The organism is Methylobacillus sp., from assembly GCF_036844465.1.
Classification (GTDB): domain Bacteria; phylum Pseudomonadota; class Gammaproteobacteria; order Burkholderiales; family Methylophilaceae; genus Methylobacillus.
The window spans coordinates 60870-77159 of the sequence record NZ_DAIUFW010000004.1 but is presented as its reverse complement, the minus strand read 5'-3'; the positions used below and the strand labels follow the sequence as shown (position 1 = coordinate 77159).

General features: G+C 54.7%; 17 protein-coding genes. 9 read left to right on the top strand and 8 right to left on the bottom strand.

Annotation, left to right across the window (positions count from 1 at the left end):
• From V7Z75_RS06745 to V7Z75_RS06720, 6 genes are all read left to right on the top strand, one after another.
• Entirely contained in the window at positions 1–732 is a 732-nt protein-coding gene (locus tag V7Z75_RS06745; protein ID WP_334107867.1) for a PEP-CTERM sorting domain-containing protein, read from the top strand.
• 77 nt (positions 733–809) lie between these two features.
• Positions 810–1397, top strand: a complete 588-nt coding sequence (locus V7Z75_RS06740; protein ID WP_334107866.1) for a nitroreductase family protein — start codon at positions 810–812, stop codon at positions 1395–1397.
• 75 nt (positions 1398–1472) lie between these two features.
• Positions 1473–1934, top strand: coding sequence for a hypothetical protein (locus V7Z75_RS06735; protein WP_334107865.1), 462 nt, complete (start codon positions 1473–1475; stop codon positions 1932–1934).
• Between the two features lie 48 nt (positions 1935–1982).
• On the top strand, positions 1983–3332 hold the full coding sequence (locus V7Z75_RS06730; RefSeq protein ID WP_334107864.1) for an anti-phage deoxyguanosine triphosphatase: 1350 nt from the start codon (positions 1983–1985) through the stop codon (positions 3330–3332).
• Between the two features lie 102 nt (positions 3333–3434).
• Positions 3435–4124 carry an aquaporin Z gene (gene aqpZ / locus V7Z75_RS06725; RefSeq protein ID WP_334107863.1) on the top strand — a complete coding sequence of 230 codons (690 nt, stop codon included), beginning with the start codon at positions 3435–3437 and terminating at the stop codon, positions 4122–4124.
• 190 nt (positions 4125–4314) lie between these two features.
• Entirely contained in the window at positions 4315–4869 is a 555-nt protein-coding gene (locus tag V7Z75_RS06720) for an FxDxF family PEP-CTERM protein (protein ID WP_334107862.1), read from the top strand.
• A 100-nt stretch (positions 4870–4969) separates the two neighbouring features.
• On the opposite strand, the gene V7Z75_RS06715 is transcribed toward V7Z75_RS06720, so the two are convergent.
• The 7 genes from V7Z75_RS06715 to def form a co-directional block, all read right to left on the bottom strand.
• Positions 4970–6241 (bottom strand): sigma-54-dependent transcriptional regulator, encoded by a 1272-nt coding sequence (locus V7Z75_RS06715; RefSeq protein WP_334107861.1) that lies wholly within the window; start codon positions 6239–6241, stop codon positions 4970–4972.
• Positions 6238–8364 (bottom strand): sensor histidine kinase, encoded by a 2127-nt coding sequence (locus V7Z75_RS06710; RefSeq protein WP_334107860.1) that lies wholly within the window; start codon positions 8362–8364, stop codon positions 6238–6240. The genes V7Z75_RS06715 and V7Z75_RS06710 overlap by 4 nt, the downstream gene beginning before the upstream one ends.
• 5 nt (positions 8365–8369) lie before the next feature.
• Positions 8370–8957: a DUF4390 domain-containing protein gene (locus tag V7Z75_RS06705; RefSeq protein WP_334107859.1), complete on the bottom strand. Its 588-nt coding sequence runs from the start codon at positions 8955–8957 to the stop codon at positions 8370–8372.
• Positions 8920–10197, bottom strand: a complete 1278-nt coding sequence (gene rsmB / locus V7Z75_RS06700; RefSeq protein ID WP_334107858.1) for a 16S rRNA (cytosine(967)-C(5))-methyltransferase RsmB — start codon at positions 10195–10197, stop codon at positions 8920–8922. Before rsmB ends, V7Z75_RS06705 begins: the two co-directional genes overlap by 38 nt.
• 3 nt (positions 10198–10200) lie before the next feature.
• Entirely contained in the window at positions 10201–11040 is an 840-nt protein-coding gene (gene htpX / locus V7Z75_RS06695; protein WP_334107857.1) for a zinc metalloprotease HtpX, read from the bottom strand.
• Between the two features lie 134 nt (positions 11041–11174).
• Complete coding sequence (fmt, locus tag V7Z75_RS06690) at positions 11175–12101, bottom strand: methionyl-tRNA formyltransferase (protein WP_334107856.1); 927 nt, start codon at positions 12099–12101, stop codon at positions 11175–11177.
• A gap of 15 nt (positions 12102–12116) precedes the next feature.
• A complete protein-coding gene (gene def / locus V7Z75_RS06685; protein WP_334107855.1) occupies positions 12117–12620 on the bottom strand; it encodes a peptide deformylase in 504 nt (167 codons plus the stop codon).
• 90 nt (positions 12621–12710) lie between these two features.
• On the opposite strand from def, the gene V7Z75_RS06680 reads away from it, so the two are divergent.
• The 3 genes from V7Z75_RS06680 to V7Z75_RS06670 all read left to right on the top strand — a co-directional run bounded on the left by V7Z75_RS06680 (position 12711) and on the right by V7Z75_RS06670 (position 15384).
• Complete coding sequence (locus tag V7Z75_RS06680; RefSeq protein ID WP_442919890.1) at positions 12711–13769, top strand: LysM peptidoglycan-binding domain-containing protein; 1059 nt, start codon at positions 12711–12713, stop codon at positions 13767–13769.
• Positions 13766–14863 carry a DNA-processing protein DprA gene (gene dprA, locus V7Z75_RS06675; protein WP_334108075.1) on the top strand — a complete coding sequence of 366 codons (1098 nt, stop codon included), beginning with the start codon at positions 13766–13768 and terminating at the stop codon, positions 14861–14863. The genes V7Z75_RS06680 and dprA overlap by 4 nt, the downstream gene beginning before the upstream one ends.
• Before the next feature lie 68 nt (positions 14864–14931).
• A complete protein-coding gene (locus tag V7Z75_RS06670) occupies positions 14932–15384 on the top strand; it encodes a DUF494 family protein (RefSeq protein WP_334107853.1) in 453 nt (150 codons plus the stop codon).
• Between the two features lie 48 nt (positions 15385–15432).
• Here V7Z75_RS06670 and metF read toward each other — a convergent pair whose 3' ends face one another.
• Positions 15433–16275 (bottom strand): methylenetetrahydrofolate reductase [NAD(P)H], encoded by an 843-nt coding sequence (metF, locus tag V7Z75_RS06665; protein ID WP_334107852.1) that lies wholly within the window; start codon positions 16273–16275, stop codon positions 15433–15435.
• Positions 16276–16290: the final 15 nt, after the last annotated feature.

Sequence of the window (16290 nt, the reverse complement as noted above, 5' to 3'; positions counted from 1 at the left end):
ATGTTTGAGTCTTTCCGGTTCTGGGTGGGTAGTTCTTTAAACCATATGACCGGAATTCATCAATATCTTCATGGAGGGGTATCAATGAAACTGATTACGTCATTGGCGTTTAGCGCAAGCTTGCTTTTGGCAGGCACTGCGCATGCTAATACTGTGTACTGGACAGATTGGACGTCAAACACGGCAAATACTGCCATTGGTGTCATTAACTCGGATGTTGGTCTGATTGATGTAACTACCAGCCATACGAGTAATTATAACTTTGTACAGACATCGGGCGGTACCAATTACTGGAGTCCCGCAACACCTTATATCAGTGCCGATATCAGTAATGCGCCAGGTACCTCTGACATCATCGCATTGAGTAGTGGTGGTACTGAAACCATCGTATTCTCATCAGCAGTGGTTGATCCATTGATTGCATTGGTAAGTTGGAATGGCAACAAGCTGGAATTTGGCGTGCCGATTGAGATCGTCAGTGTTGGAGGGGGCTACTGGGGTAATGGCAGCGCAGTATTGAATGGCGCTGGCACAGGCCTCACCGGTAGCGGCGAGCTTCATGGTGTAGTGCGTCTCAAGGGGACATACACCACTATTTCATTTACCCATACCTCGGAAAACTGGCACGGTTATACAGTAGGCATTACCACAGCAGTTCCCGAGCCAGAAAACTTTGCCTTGCTGCTTGCGGGGTTGCCATTGCTGATGGCAGCACGGCGTCGGAATAAATGAGTTGTCTGAATCCTGAAAGGCTAGAATAAAATGGGCAAGCCCTACTGGAACTACCCATTTTTGCTTTGAAGGACTATATGCACTCAAATATACCCGATGCCGCGGCATTGCAAACCATCCTCGCGCGCCGCTCCGCATGGCCATTAACCAAACCCGGGCCATCGCCAGATGAACTGGAAACGATACTTCAGGCTGCCGCTGTCGCGCCTGACCATGCATGCTTGCATCCATGGCATTTCAAGGTAGTCCAGGGTAATAACCGGCTGACGTTGTTACAGCAAGTTTTGCAGCATGCCGATGCGCAAACTGAGCAGGTGAAAGCCTTGCAGGGGAAATACACGCTCAAGCTCACCACCGCCCCTGTTGTCATCGTGTTGGCGGCACGCCTGACGCAGCATCCCAAGGCGCCTGGGTTTGAGCAGATGTTGTCTGCAGGCGCTGCAGTCATGAATATGCTGAATGCAGCGCATTTGCTGGGATATAGCGGGTTCTGGAGCAGCACGCCCGCGCCGCTAGATAATCTGTTGCACAAGGTGATGCAGTTTGAAGAGCAGGACAGAATGATTGGTTTGCTGAACCTGGGAAAACCTGCCAGCTCTGAGCGGAATTATGCCCCGCGTGTAAAGTGGCAAAGTTACGCGCAATTATGGCAAAAGGTTGAATGATTTTTTGCTGTCAAGCTTATGTGGCAAGCTTGGTTGGCATATTGTTGTAACGGAGGGGTGGCAGTTGGTGTCAACGTGCATGAAGGGCTGACCGTTGATAAAATAATGACAAGACAGGCTGGCAAGATGAGCGCAAATACAAGCGATAATGGAACAGGCCTGGGAACGTTGTTTGATCAACATCCCCAGACAGCGTTTGTCTATGTCAAGATACCCTTGAAGTTGCATGCCAGGTCAGATCCGTTTCATCAGCGTGAAAATGAACTGGCCCGTCTGTTGCAGGAGGCAAAGGCGGGAGAAGTGATTGGCTGGGGCCAGTCTTTGGGAGATTCTATGCAGGATGGTGCTCTGCCAGTAATATATCAACGCATCGACATCACCACTTCGGATATTGATTTTGCCCGCACCACCCTGCGTTCCGAACTGGAAACGCTGGGGGTGCCGACCGGTACGGAAATTCATTATTCACGCGCTGGAACAATGTTGATGGATGTGTATAGACGTCAGCATTGGCAGCTCGACCAACCCTCGTTCTGATTCTCTTCGGACACAAGTAGGCTGCTTGTATGCTTTCGTGGCAATATCATGGCCATGAACAATGATCAGACTGACACCATGCAAGCCTGGATAGACCGCAGGCGCTATGCGGACGGTTATGCCGGGGCCGCTTTCAATTCCAATTCCGTGGATAGCGAATACCAGCGCGACCGTGCCCGCATCATCCATTCATCGTCGTTCCGGCGTTTGCAATCCAAGACCCAGATTTTCAGCATAGGCGATAGCGACTTCTATCGCACCCGACTCACGCATTCGCTCGAAGTGGCGCAGATAGGCTCCGGTATTTGCGAGCAATTGCGCCAGCAATATGCCCAGAATCCCGAATATAGCGCCTGGATACCGTCGATGAGCCTGATTGAGGCTATTTGCCTGGGCCATGACCTGGGGCATCCGCCGTTCGGCCATGGCGGCGAAGTGGCGCTGAATGCCTATATGCATCTATATGGCGGATTCGAGGGCAACGGCCAAACCCTGCGCATCATCGGTCGCTTGGGCGAATATTCGCCGGAGCATGGCCTGGATTTGTCGCGGCGCACCATGCTGGGCCTGTTGAAATACCCGGTTTTGCACCGGGAAGTGGCGAGCTACGGCGAAGTGCCGCCAATGACATTGACCAACATCGATCATGCCAAGCCGCCCAAATGCATCCATGATGACGAGGCGGATATTCTGGACTGGATATTGGCACCACTGATCGCGGCAGATAAACAACGGTTCCGCCAATTCAAACCTGTGCCGGGCAGGCACGCCAGGTCAAGCTACCAAGGGTTCGATACTTCTATCATGGAGCTTGCCGATGACATTGCCTATGGCGTGCACGACCTGGAAGATGCGCTGGCGCTCGAGCTGGTGACCGAGCGGCAATGGAATACCCTGGTGATGGCGCAAGCAGCGGAATTGCCTGGTACGCCCTTGTGCCAGAATGCCGGTTTCTACAACAGCAAATTGTTCGCAGGCAATGACCGCGACCGCAAGCATGCCATCAGCAAGCTGGTGGGTTACTTTATCGGCAATATCGTCATCAGCGAGCAGCAGAAGTTCACTGCTCCGTTACTGCGTCTGCAAGCGGAGATGCGGCCGGAAGCACGCGCCTTGCTCGATATCCTCAAGAAGTTTGTGTTTGACGAAGTCATCCGCAGGCCGCAGATACAGGCGCTGGAATTCAAGGGGCAGCAGATGATCATGCGCCTGTTTTCTACGCTACTGGAGAACCCGGAGCGCTTGCTTCCCGCTGCGCAATTGGCGCAATGGCGCGGCAGCGCAGAGCCCAGGCGGGTGATTTGCGACTATATCGCCAGCATGACGGATATATATGCCACGCGGTTGTACAACCGTTTGTTCAACCCGGATATTGGTTCGGTATTCGACCGCTTATAGAAAAGGAGACTGCTGATGTGGCGGAAGCCGTGATCTCCTATACTGGCATCGGTATATTTTGACAATAAATATAGTGATAACTAGCGATCAAGGAGAATCAGGATGCGTCAATATAGTGCGGAATTCATAGGAACATTTTGGCTGGTGCTGGGCGGTTGTGGTAGCGCTGTCCTGGCGGCGGCATTTCCGGAGGTCGGAATCGGACTGCATGGCGTGGCGCTGGCATTCGGCCTGACTGTGCTCACCATGGCATTTGCCATTGGGTATATTTCCGGCTGCCATTTGAACCCTGCGGTATCGGTCGGTTTATGGGCGGGTGGCCGTTTCTCCGGCAGCCAGCTCGTACCCTATATTGTGGCGCAGGTGCTGGGTGCGATTGCCGCGGGCGGCGTGCTATACCTGATTGCCACTGGCAAAGCCGGGTTCGATGTCACTGCCAGTTTTGCTTCCAACGGCTATGGAGAGCATTCTCCGGGTGGTTACAGCATGACGGCGGCATTGATTTCTGAAGTGGTGATGACGGCCTTCTTCCTGTTCATCATCATGGGCGCCACCGATCAGCGCGCGCCAGCAGGTTTCGCGCCGATTGCCATTGGCCTAACCCTGACCCTGATTCACCTGATCAGCATCCCGGTGACCAATACCTCCGTCAATCCGGCGCGCAGCACGGGGGTTGCAGTATATGCAGGCGGATGGGCGATAGACCAGCTTTGGCTGTTCTGGATCGCGCCTATCGTAGGCGGCGTGATCGGCGCGTTGGTATACCGCGCAGTCGCAGGCTCCAGGACCTGATCATCGACAGATCAAACTACGGGGTCGGCTTACGCTGATCCCATTAGTTCTAACGGGCTATTGCCCTTTTCTTGCAATTCATCGTATTCTGGATTCACAGATTCAAATACATCTTTGGATTCTAAAATTTTTGAAAAGCTCATATTTTCAAATCGACGTTAATTGTTAACTTCAACGCAGGGGGTATTAAATGCAAGCAAATATTAAGGCAATTCTGTTGGCAGTTTCACTGATCGGCGCGTCTGCTACTGCATTCGCAAATCCAGTTATTCAAGGTGGCGATCAAAGCCCATCTGCTGACATTGAAACTTACCATTTCGCCCATGAAGGTTTTGGTACCGATGGTGCTTTCACTCATTGGCTTCCTTTTGATGTTGAAGGTTATCGCAACCTGAGCGCTGATATCAGTGGCAACGCATCTGGTGGTAATACTTTCTCTTTGACAGGTTTCGACCTCTTCACTTCTAGGGATGAGTTGGGTAATGGTGTCGGCCTGATTACTAACGGTGAAGTTAATGGCTTGTTTGGTAAAATTGCCTTCGGTGGTCTGAATGCTGATGTTAGCGGTCCTGCAACGTACTGGCTCAGAATTTCTGGCAACTCCAACACCCTGGGCAACACTCTGGCTATCTACAGCGGTAACATCACCGCTGCTGTTCCAGAGCCAAGCACCTACGGCATGCTGGCACTGGGCCTGGGCCTAATCGGTTTCGCAGCACGCGGCCGCTCCAAGTTCTCCGCCTAATTTCTTAGGTTTGAACTAATAAAGAACCCGCTTCGGCGGGTTTTTTATTGCCTGTGATCGCACAGTTCGAGTAAAGGTGCGATGACCAGCGCCGGGTTAACTATTTTGGCTTAACCCCGAGCTGCTTGAGTTTACGGTAGAGGTGGGTGCGTTCCAGTTGCACATTTTCCGCCACCTTGCTCATGTTGCCGCCTGCCTTGGTAATGTGGTGTTCAAAATACATGCGCTCAAAATCGTCCCGGGCTTCCCGCAACGGTTGATCCAAGTCGATGACAGACGACGCGACAGCATTGTCTGCGCCATTTTCCTGGTACATCTGCGCGAATTGCCCGATGACCCGGTTGACGTCTGCCAGGGTGATCTTCTCTCCCAGCGAGGTCTGCACCAGGTTGCGGATCACACTGTCCAATTGGGCCAGATTGCCGGGCCAGTCGGCATTGCGCAAGGCGTTGAGCGCGGCAATATCAAACTCCCGGTAGGCGGCGTCGCTGGTTTCCACCATGAGCGTGACCATGGAACGGGCCAGGTCGGGAATATCCTCACGATGGTCTTCCAGGGCAGGCACGCTGATGGCTGTGACAGAAAGCGCCTGCAGCAGGTTGCTGTCGAATAAGCTATCTTCCACCAGCTGAGGCAGTGCGCGCGCGGTGCCGCAGACCACGCGCACGTTATATTTTTCTACCTTGCCCAGCATGAGCAGCAGGCCTTTCTGCTCGGTCTTGTTGAGATCGGCTACCTCGGGAAGGAAGATCAAGCCATCGCTGACCTGTTCCAGCACCTCCAGCGGGGCGGAGGCCAAGCGCTCGGTTTCGGTCAGTTCCAGCCAGGGTGAGTCCGGGTGGTGGAGAAAGCGGGCGCAGAGTTCCAGGCCGCTACCCTGGGCGCCGATCAGGAGCAGCGATGATTTCAGGTTGGCTACCTGCTCCAGGCGTTGGCGCAGTTCCGAGATCACGGGACTTTTGCCCAGGTTGAGCAAGTTCATATCGGAGCGCGGCAGTTGCTCGCCATGCTTGAGCGCGGCGCTGACCGTCTTGAGCAGTTTTTGCAGCGCGATGGGTTTTTCGAGAAAATCGAATGCACCAATACGGGTGGCTTCTACTGCTGTGTCGATGGTGCCATGCCCGGACATCATGACCACAGGCATGGTCAGCAAACCGTTGTTGCTCCACTCCTTGAGCAGGCTGATGCCATCGCAATCCGGCATCCAGATGTCCAGCAACACTAGATCGGGCCGAGCCTGCTGGCGCCAGGTACGGGCTTCTGCGGCATTTTCCGCCAGGCGCACCTGATACCCCTCGTCCTGCAAAATGTCCCTCAACAATTCGCGGATGCCGATCTCGTCATCCACGACTAGCACTTGCCTTGCTGTCATTGCTTGCGCTCCGCTATTGGTATGGTGATGATTACTGCCGCGCCGCCTGTTTCCAGGTTTTCCACCTTGATGCTGCCTTTATGCTCTTCAATGATTTTCCTGACGATGGCCAACCCGAGGCCGGTGCCGTGACGCTTGGTTGTCATGTACGGCTCGAATGCGTGGGACAGTATTTCCAGCGGGAACCCGCTACCATTGTCCATGACGCATAATCTGACACGCTCATCGGCCAAGTGGCAGGAGATGGTAATTTCGGGCTGCGGGGTTTTCTCCAGCGCATCCTGCGCGTTTTGCAGCAAATTGTGCAGCACCTGGCGCAACATGGTGGCATCTCCATGTACCTTGGGCAGTTCTGCAGGAATATCCAGGGTGATGCTGACATGGCCTGCTTCATATAAACCCAGCACATCCTGGATCAATTGCCTGAGGTCTACCGTATCGAGGCTGAGCGCAGGCAGGCGCGCGTATTCGCTGAATTCGTTGACCATGGTTTTCATGGCATTGACCTGGCTGACAATGGTGGCCGTGGCCCGGCTCAGCATCTCCGCATCTGGCGCATCCAGCTTGGCTGCCAGTTTGTGTTCAAGCCGCTCGGCGGAAAGCTGGATAGGCGTAAGCGGATTCTTGATCTCGTGGGCCAGCCTGCGGGCCACTTCTGCCCAGGCGGCATCGCGCTGGGCTTGCGCCATCTGTGTGATGTCATCGAACACCACGACAAAGCCGCCATCGGGCCCGTCGGGCAGGCGCGTGCCGCGCACGAGCAATACCTGTTTGCCATGGCTGGTGCTGATTTCCAGTTGTTCCTGCCATTCTGCGGCAGGGTCGGCCTTGAAATAGACCTGGATGCGGTTGACGAAGCTGGCCAGCGTTTCCTGCTGGTGGGCAAGTAGCTCCAATGGCTGGTTCAATGTGTCCGCATTGAGCTGGACGCCGAGAATATGGGAAGCAGCATAGTTGAAGGTGCGCAATTGCCCATGTTCGCCGAGCACCAATACTCCCGAGGACAGGTGGGCGAGAATGGTTTCGAGATAACCGTGAGCGGCTTCCAGGCGGATACGGTTGCGGTCAGCAGCCTGGGTGGCTTCGTTGAGCTGGTATGACATGCTGTTGAACGATTGCACCAGGATACCGAGTTCATCCTTGCCGTGGGCGGGCAATACCGTGCTGTAATCGCCGCGGGCAATGGCGCGTGTGCCTTCAGCCAAAATTCCCAGCGGGGCCGAGAGCCTGCGGCTGAGCAGGAAGGCAATGGCAATGGAAGAAAGCATGGCGAGCATCAATACCAGCGTCAGGGTCAGTGCAAATACTTCCTTGAGCGATTCACGGCTGAAGGATAGCTCCTGATAGTCTTCATAGACGCCCTGAACCGCTTCTGCTGTTTCCGAGAGGGATTTGGGGACAGGTTGCAGCAATTGCAGTACGCGGGTTTCGCCCGCCATATCATTCATCGTGACAGGAGCGAGCACGCGCAGGTATAAGCCTTTGCCCAGGATAGGCTCAATGATGCCGTAAATATGCTGGCGGCCTTGCCGTAGTTGCGGAACACTGGGCAGATCCGGCAGAAAGCTGGAAGGATCGCTGCTGGAGAAGGCCAGGATGCGGCCCTGCAAGGTCAGGAGCACGGCATCGCGCACGCCGCTTTTCTCGCGCAGGTCGTTGAGCGCGCTCAGGTGCAGGTTGCCCGGCTGGAATGCCAGCGACAACGCCATGGTCTCGGCTTTGTCCTCAAGGTCGGAAAGCATGATATCAAGCGCGCTCTGGCCCAGGCGCACGCCGCCTTCGAGCGCGGCCTCCACCTTGACGTTGAACCAGGATTCAATGGAGCGCATGAGAAAATTTACCGAGACGGCATAGACGATGACGCCGGGAATGATTGCCATCAGGGCGAAGCTGCCGAGCAGGCGCAGTGTTAGGCGGCTGCCCATGATGCTGTTGCGCATTTGGCGATACAGTCGCCAAAGCTGCAGACCGATCAATATGATGAGCGCAATTGCCAGCGCTACATTGAGGATCAGGAGCAGGTTATAGTAATTGCCTGCAGAAGCGCTGCGGGTGCTGGCGTGGGAAAGCAGATACAGCAGTACCGCTCCCAAAACTGCGCTGATCAGAACGATATACTTCATGGCGATTACTGTGAGATGACGGGTGTCCAGCGATAATATTCGGAGGCCATATTCCAGTCTTCCGAATTCAGGGTGTCCGCATGCAATGCCTTGGGCAGCTTGGATTGATCCAGGCGCATGCGCAGCCTGGCCTGGTAATCCTTACCTTTTTTCAGCGAAATGCTCTCATCCAGCACCAGCCAATTTCTGATGCGGGCAATTTCATTCTTGGCTTCCTGGATACTGGAGAAGGCAAGCTGGTAGCCATCACGGTTAACCAGATATTGCCGTGATAGTGCGTGATAAGTGAGTGATATTTGGCTGGTCAGGCTGGCGATTTCATCATCGAACCAGAAGCGGCGCGGGGAAACCAACTGGAATTCCACGAGGAAATTCAGGGACAGGCCCTTATTGACGATTTCCTCCAGCGCAGGGCTCAACACCAGGTTAAAGTCGGCATTGAGCAGATAGGCGCCGTTCTCGGCGGCGATCAGTTCAGCAGAATCAATGGATACGCTGCTGGGATTGGCAAGGACGGAAGTGGTACTGCAAAAGAACAGCAATAAAAAGAACAGCCTAAGTTTTTTGCAGCAAAGCATAAAAGAAGCCGTCATGTTCTGTACCGGGAAGTAATTGTCCTTGGCTGGATTGTAGCAGGGTGTGTTTCAGGGATAGTAGCTGCGCATCCGGCTGGGAGTGCAGAAACTGCGTGATCTGCTGCTGATTTTCCTCATGGAAGACCGAGCATGTGACGTAAAGCAATTTACCACCCTTTACCAACAGTTGCCACAAGCCCTGCAGGATCATTTTCTGCTGTGTGGCAAATGTGGCGATGTCTGATTCGCGCCTCAGCCATTTGATATCGACATGCCGCCGCACGATTCCCGATGCGGTGCAGGGCACATCGGCCAGGATGCGATCATAGGGAACACCATCCCACCATGTATCAGGGGTGCTGGCGTCACCTTGCAGCAGCGTGGCGTGCAGGTTCAGGCGGTCCAGATTCTGCCGCACTCTTTGCAGCCGCTGGGCATCGTGGTCCATGGCTGTCATTTGCACATCCGCCAATTCCAGCACATGGCTGGTCTTGCCGCCTGGGGCGCAACAGGCATCCAGCACGCGCATGCCGTCTGCGGCCTCCAGCTCCAGCGCAGCTAGCTGGGCGCCCCAGTCTTGCACTGAAACCTGGCCTTGGGCGAAACCAGGGAGCTGGTGGACTGGCGCAGGGCGTTTCAGCATGACGGCCTGTTTATCCAGCACATGAGCCTCCAGCCCTGCCAGTTGCAACTGTTGCAGGTAGCTGCCTGCATCGCCATGACGGCGGTTGGTGCGTAATGTCATGGGAGGATGCTGGTTGCCTGCTTCCAGCATGGATTGCCAGTGTTGCGGATACTGTTGCTTGAGCTTGTTGATCCACCATTGCGGATAGGAATATTGTGCGACTTCGTTGTCAGCAAGCTGTTGTTCCAGTATGTCGCGCTGGCGCAGGAAGTTGCGCAGCACGGCATTCACCAGTCCCTTGGCCCAGCTTTTGCGGGTTTTTGCGGCGGCAAGCACTGCCTGGTTGACGATGGTATGTGCTGCGGCCTTGTCATAGCTAAGCTGATAGAGACTGACCAGCAACAGGTGATGGATGAAAGCATCGCTCAATGGCTTTTGCAGCAATTGCTGCAGCAAGGCTTCGAGGCGAGCGTAAAAGCGCAATGTGCCATAAGCTAGGTCCTGGCTGGCGGCGCGTTGCTGCGGAGTAATGTTGCGGTGGTGCTGGAACAATTCTTCCAGCACCACCGAAAGGTTGCGCCCGGCAAGCACTTGCCCGACTGCTTGCGCGGCAAGCTGCTGCGAGACTTGCATGGATCAGGCTGCCATTGCCATGAGGCGTTTGATGCGTTCCTCGGTTTGCGGGTGAGTGCTGAACAGGCCCTTGATGCCGTCCGTGGACAATGGGTTGATGATCATCATCTGCGCAGTTTCGGGGTGTTGCTCGGCAGTTTCCATTGGTATCTTGTGTGCGTAGTTATGGATTTTTTGCAAGGCGGCGGCAAGTGCGGTCGGATCTTTGCTGATTTCCGCGCCGGCACGGTCTGCTTCGAACTCGCGCGCACGTGAAATGGCCATTTGGATCAACATGGCCGCAATCGGCGCCACAATCATGATCAGCAGCGCAACTGCGGGATGCACACCGCGGTCGCGGTCGTGCGAGAACAGCATGCCGAATTGCGCAATAGAGGAGATGGCGCCAGCAATGGTGGCGGAAATGGTTGAAATCAATGTATCACGATGCTTGACGTGCGCTAGCTCGTGCGCCATAACGCCACGCAACTCGCGCTGAGTCAGGATGCGCATGATGCCGGTAGTAGCGGCAACGGCGGCATTCTCGGGGTTGCGCCCGGTGGCGAAGGCATTGGGTTGGTCTTCATTGATGATATAGACCTTGGGCATGGGCAGGTCGGCATTCTGCGCCAGCTCACGCACCATGTTGTAGAACTCGGGCGCGGTGGAAGCGTCGACCTCGCGGGCGTTGTACATCTTGAGTACGGCTTTGTCGGAGAACCAATAAGCATATACGTTCATGGCACCCGCCAGCAGCAGCGCGATCAGCATACCGCTCGCCCCACCCAGTGCTGCGCCGATGGTGCCGAACAGCACGACGATCCCCGCCATGAGGATGGATGTTTTTAACCAGTTACCTACCATTATTAATTTACTCCAGTCTTGAATTCATATTTGCAGCATTAGCTGTGACAGCTGCTTGTTCACCCTTTTAGATAGTCATGGAAGGGGAAAATTCAAGCGCTTATTCAGGTTTCTTGCGGGACTGGCTGAGAATGCTAACTGCTGAAACTTTCACCTGGCGCGAGCGGATTTCCAGCTAGAAAATCCCGTGCCTTCAGGCGCTTGCCGCTAGGCATCTGCAATTCATCAATCCTCAGCAGGCCATGACCACACCCAACGACGATGCCATTGTCCACGGCCACAATAGTGCCCGGTGCGGCGCTTCCAGGCAGTGCCTGCGCCATCCAGATGCGGCAGGTTTCACCCTTGAGCGCACTTTGGGCAATCGGGAACGGGTTGAAGGCACGCACTTGCCGGGATAGCTCTTCCGCGCTTTTGTGCCAGTCGATGGCCGCTTCTGATTTTTGCAGTTTTTCCGCGTAGGTGACGAGAGACTCATCTTGGGGCTCTGCCACCAACCGGCCTTCTTGGGCCAGTTTATCCATTGCCTGCAACATGAGCCCGGCGCCGATATTGGCAAGGGCGTCGTGCAGGGTCTGGGCGGTGTCGCTTTCCGTGATTGGTAGGGAGCCGCGTGAGATCATGGCGCCCGCATCCAGCGCTGGCACGACTTCCATGATGGTGACGCCGGTCTCTGTATCTCCGGCGAGCAGGGAGCGTTGAATAGGTGCTGCACCGCGCCAACGGGGCAGGAGCGAAGCATGAATATTGAAACAGCCATAACGTGGCATATCCAGCACGACTTTGGGAATGATGAGGCCATAGGCAGCTACGATGAGCGCATCGGCCTTCTCGGCGGCGATCCTGGCTTGGACTGCTTCATCCTTGAGCGTTTCCGGTTGCAATACCGCGATGCCATGCTCCAGCGCCAGGCTTTTGACCGGACTGGGCTTGAGCTTCATACCGCGTCCTGCAGGACGGTCAGGCTGGGTCAGCACCAGGCTGACTTCATGGGATGACTGGATGAGCGCTGCCAAGGCTGGCACGGCAAACTCCGGGGTTCCGGCGTAAATGATTTTCATGGAGTGATAGGGTAATCAAGCGCGTTCGCGCTGGCGTTTCTTGAGTTTATTTTTGATGCGGTTTTGCTTGAGGCCGGACAGGTACTCGACAAATACCTTGCCCAGGAGGTGATCCATTTCATGCTGAATGCAGACCGCAAGCAAGCCTTCAGCTTCCAGTGTGAATGCTTTGCCATGCTCGTCCAGGGCTTCCACGGTGATTTCCGCTGCTCGCGTGACGGTTTCGTAAACGCCGGGAACGGAGAGACAACCCTCTTCATAATCCTGGTTGCCGCATTTGGCGAGGATTCTGGGGTTGATGAATACCCTGAGTTCTGATTTGTCTTCGGACAGGTCCATGACAATGACCTGCTTGTGGACGTCTACCTGTGTAGCGGCCAAGCCAATGCCCGGCGCATCGTACATGGTTTCAGCCATGTCGCGCACCAACTGCCTGATGTCTTCATTGATTTCCTCAACCGGGGCTGCGATTTTGTGCAGGCGCGGATCAGGATAAGTCAGGATATTTAAAATCGCCATAAGTGCTTGCTTGTTGAATAGATTGAATGCAGAATCCAGTGCAAGTTACAGAATACTAAAAGAATCTCTGCGCCTGCCGTAATATACATTATGTATAAACACATTATAACGCTGCTTATGCTCTGTTGCCCCATTTTGCCTGCCACGGCCGATGAGGTAAAGCTGCAAGCCAACCATCCTGAACGCTATGTGGTCGTCAAGGGCGATACCCTGTGGGGGATTTCCGGGCGATTCCTCAAAGATCCCTGGCAATGGCCGCAGGTATGGAACATGAACCGCGACCAAATCAGGAATCCGCACCTGATCTATCCCGGCGATGTTGTAGTGCTGGACATAAGTAGTGGCTCTCCCCGGCTGCAATTGCTGCGTGAAACCATGGCGAATCCTGAAGTCAGCCTGTCGCCGGATATCCGTACCGAACAACTCCAGGCAGAAGCAATTCCTGCCATTGCGCCGAATGTCATTGCGCCTTTCCTGAGCCAGCCGCTGATTATCGAGAAAGATGATCTCAAGAATGCGCCCAGCATTATCGCGGGACCGGAAAACCGTGTGGTATTGAGTCCTGGCACGCGTGTCTATGTGGACAAAATTGCTGAGGGGGAAGGCACGCTCTGGAATATCTATCGTCCCGGCAAGACGTATATCGACCCTGAAACCAAGGCGGTGCTCGGCACAGAGGCGATCTATCTGGGCGACGCCCGAATCACCAAGTATGGCGAGCCTGCCAGCGGCGAGATCGTCAGCGCCAAGGAAGAGATTTTTGCAGACGACAAACTGGTAGCGGCTCCTGAGAGCTTGCAGACCAACTTTATCCCGCGAGCGCCGGAAAGCGCAATCAAGGGGCGCATCCTCTCGATTTATGGCGGAGTGGCCGAAGCGGGACGCAATACCATTATCGCGATCAGTCGCGGCGAGAATGATGGCCTGAAGCAAGGGCATGTGCTGGCGATCAATCGCAGCGGTCGAGTGATCAAAAACCCCAAGCATGACAAGAAGAACAAGCAATCAACAGAACCGGAAAACATTGTCTTGCCCAATGAACGGATTGGGCTGGCGATGGTGTTCCGCACTTTTGACAAAATTTCCTACGCCCTCATCATGCAGGGCACCGAGCCAGTGAATGTGCTGGATGTGGTGGAGACGCCATAAACAGCACCACCTATGAAGAGGCTGGGCTCTGGGTCAGCCTGAGTCTGGTGCCCGGCCTTGGCAATCAAGGCATATGCCAGTTATTGGCAGCTTTTGGCTCTCCCGAGAAAATCTATGGCGCCAGCCACCAACAGCTGCGGGATATTGTGCCAGCGGCTGTTGTGAGTGAGATTGCGAAAGGGCCTGACTTTGCGTTGCAGGGGATGGTTTCTGCCTGGCTGCAACAGCCGAACAACCATTTTGTCACCTTGGCGGATGCAAGTTATCCGCAATCCCTGCTTGATATTCCTAATCCACCACCTTTTTTGTATGCAAAAGGCAGGCTGGAGTTACTCAATGTGCCATCCATTGCCGTGGTGGGCAGTCGCAATGCCAGTCCGCAAGGCGAGAAAAATGCCGAGGAATTTTCGGCCGCCCTGAGTAGACAAGGCCTGTGCATAGTGAGCGGCATGGCGTTGGGAATAGATGGCGCGGCGCATAGAGGTGCGTTGCGGGCAAGCGGTGCGACGATTGCGGTGGTTGGCACCGGGATGGATGTTGTTTATCCGGCACGCCATCGCAACCTCGCGCACCAGATTGCCGAGCATGGATTGATCATTTCCGAATTTGCATTGGGGACGCCTTCCCGTGCGCAGAATTTTCCGCGCCGCAACCGTATCATCAGCGGCCTGAGCCAAGGGTGTTTGGTGGTGGAGGCCAGTCTGCAAAGCGGCTCGTTGATTACGGCACGCCTGGCAGTGGAGCAGGGGCGTGAGGTATTTGCAATTCCTGGCTCCATTCATTCTCCGCAGGCCAAGGGCTGCCATCAGCTCATCAAGCAGGGCGCCAAGCTGGTGGATGATATGCAGGATATTCTGGATGAGATGAAATGGTCTGCCAGAGCCATTCCTGCTGCGTTCATGGTGGATCAGCCTGGTGATGTGCAACAGGAGGAACCGTTGCTGGAGGTCATCGGTTACGACCCGGTCAGCATGGATATATTGGCGGCAAGAAGCGGCTTGACGATGGAACGCCTTTCCGCCATGCTGTTGATGCTGGAATTGGAAGGTAAGGTTTCTACTCTACCGGGCGGACGTTTCCAGCGCATCGCCTGATTCTGTGGGCTGTCTAATGGATAGCAATCGCGCACGGGATTGCCCGGATAATTTTGATTGGGGAATATATGTTCGAAGTCTTGGTGTATATGTTTGAAAATTACTTTGAGTCAGATACCCATCCCGACCAAGAAACAATTTCCAAGGAGTTGTTTGCTGCTGGATTCAACCAGGAAGATATCAAGGGCGCGTTTGATTGGTACCACACCCTGGAATCAATGTCCGAAGACGGGGAGCCGCAGTTTGATGCAGCAGGGTTCCGTGTTTATAGCGCGGCTGAAATCAAAAAGATAGGCAGCGATGGCTTGAGTTTCATGTTGTTCCTCGAACAGGCCAAGGTATTGACTCCAGCCCAGCGCGAGCTGGTGATAGACCGCGCGATGGCGCTGTTACAGCCTGAAATCGATATGGATGAATTACGCTGGATCGTATTGATGGTGTTGTGGAACCATGACAAGGCCAGCGAGTATCTGTTTGTCGAGGATGCCATGTTCAGCGACAATCAGCCGACATTGCACTGAGTCTCAATATATTGCCCGGAGGCGATCCGGCCTCCGGCGCATATTGTTCTATTTTTTCCGGGCACCCAGATGTTCAAGAATAGTGGAGATGGTGCCTGCCTGGTTCAGGGTATAAAAATGCAGACCAGGCGCTCCGCCCGCCAGCAGTTGTTCACATAAGTCCTCAACTACATCCATACCGAAAGCGCGTAGGGAAGCGAGATCGTCGCCGTAGTCCTGCAACCTCAAGCGCAGCCAACGCGGAATTTCCGCGCCGCAGACGCTGGAAAATCGTGCCAGCTGTGTGAAGTTGTAGATAGGCATGATACCGGGAATGATGGGGATGCTGATATCCAGCTTGTCGCATTGGTCCACAAAACGGAAATAGGCATCCGCATTGTAGAAATACTGTGTGATGGCCGCATCAGCGCCTGCATCTACCTTGCACTTGAAGTGCCGGATATCAGCGCTTGGCGAAGAGGATTCAGGGTGGAACTCAGGATAGGCTGCCACTTCGATCTGAAACCATTCGCCAGTCTCGGTGCGGATGAACTCCACCAGCTCGCTGGCGTAGCGGAAATCACCGTTACTCACTTCGCCGGAGGGAATGTCGCCGCGCAATGCCACCAACCGCTTGATGCCTTGCGACTGGTATTGCGCCAGCAGGGCGCGGATTTCTGCTTTGTCGGCGGAAATGCAGGAGAGGTGCGGTGCGCCTTCGTAACCGGCTTGCTGGATATCAATGACGGTTTCGAAGGTGCGGTCGCGCGTGGAGCCGCCTGCGCCGAAGGTGACAGAGAAAAACTTCGGCGCAAAGGCTGCCAGCTGGTCGCGGGCGATACGCAGTTTATCCATGCCATCCGCAGTCTTGGGCGGGAAAAATTCAAAGCTAATCACGGGAGCTGCGTTCATTTAAAGCCTATTACA

Coding starts and splice junctions, on each gene's coding strand:
- V7Z75_RS06745 (WP_334107867.1), top strand. CDS start 1: ATGTTTGAGTCTTTCCGGTTCTGGGTGGGTAGTTCTTTAAACCATATG.
- V7Z75_RS06740 (WP_334107866.1), top strand. CDS start 810: ATGCACTCAAATATACCCGATGCCGCGGCATTGCAAACCATCCTCGCG.
- V7Z75_RS06730 (WP_334107864.1), top strand. CDS start 1,983: ATGGCCATGAACAATGATCAGACTGACACCATGCAAGCCTGGATAGAC.
- aqpZ (WP_334107863.1), top strand. CDS start 3,435: ATGCGTCAATATAGTGCGGAATTCATAGGAACATTTTGGCTGGTGCTG.
- V7Z75_RS06720 (WP_334107862.1), top strand. CDS start 4,315: ATGCAAGCAAATATTAAGGCAATTCTGTTGGCAGTTTCACTGATCGGC.
- V7Z75_RS06715 (WP_334107861.1), bottom strand. CDS start 6,241: ATGACAGCAAGGCAAGTGCTAGTCGTGGATGACGAGATCGGCATCCGC.
- V7Z75_RS06710 (WP_334107860.1), bottom strand. CDS start 8,364: ATGAAGTATATCGTTCTGATCAGCGCAGTTTTGGGAGCGGTACTGCTG.
- V7Z75_RS06705 (WP_334107859.1), bottom strand. CDS start 8,957: ATGACGGCTTCTTTTATGCTTTGCTGCAAAAAACTTAGGCTGTTCTTT.
- rsmB (WP_334107858.1), bottom strand. CDS start 10,197: ATGCAAGTCTCGCAGCAGCTTGCCGCGCAAGCAGTCGGGCAAGTGCTT.
- htpX (WP_334107857.1), bottom strand. CDS start 11,040: ATGGTAGGTAACTGGTTAAAAACATCCATCCTCATGGCGGGGATCGTC.
- fmt (WP_334107856.1), bottom strand. CDS start 12,101: ATGAAAATCATTTACGCCGGAACCCCGGAGTTTGCCGTGCCAGCCTTG.
- def (WP_334107855.1), bottom strand. CDS start 12,620: ATGGCGATTTTAAATATCCTGACTTATCCTGATCCGCGCCTGCACAAA.
- V7Z75_RS06680 (WP_442919890.1), top strand. CDS start 12,711: ATGTATAAACACATTATAACGCTGCTTATGCTCTGTTGCCCCATTTTG.
- V7Z75_RS06670 (WP_334107853.1), top strand. CDS start 14,932: ATGTTCGAAGTCTTGGTGTATATGTTTGAAAATTACTTTGAGTCAGAT.
- metF (WP_334107852.1), bottom strand. CDS start 16,275: ATGAACGCAGCTCCCGTGATTAGCTTTGAATTTTTCCCGCCCAAGACT.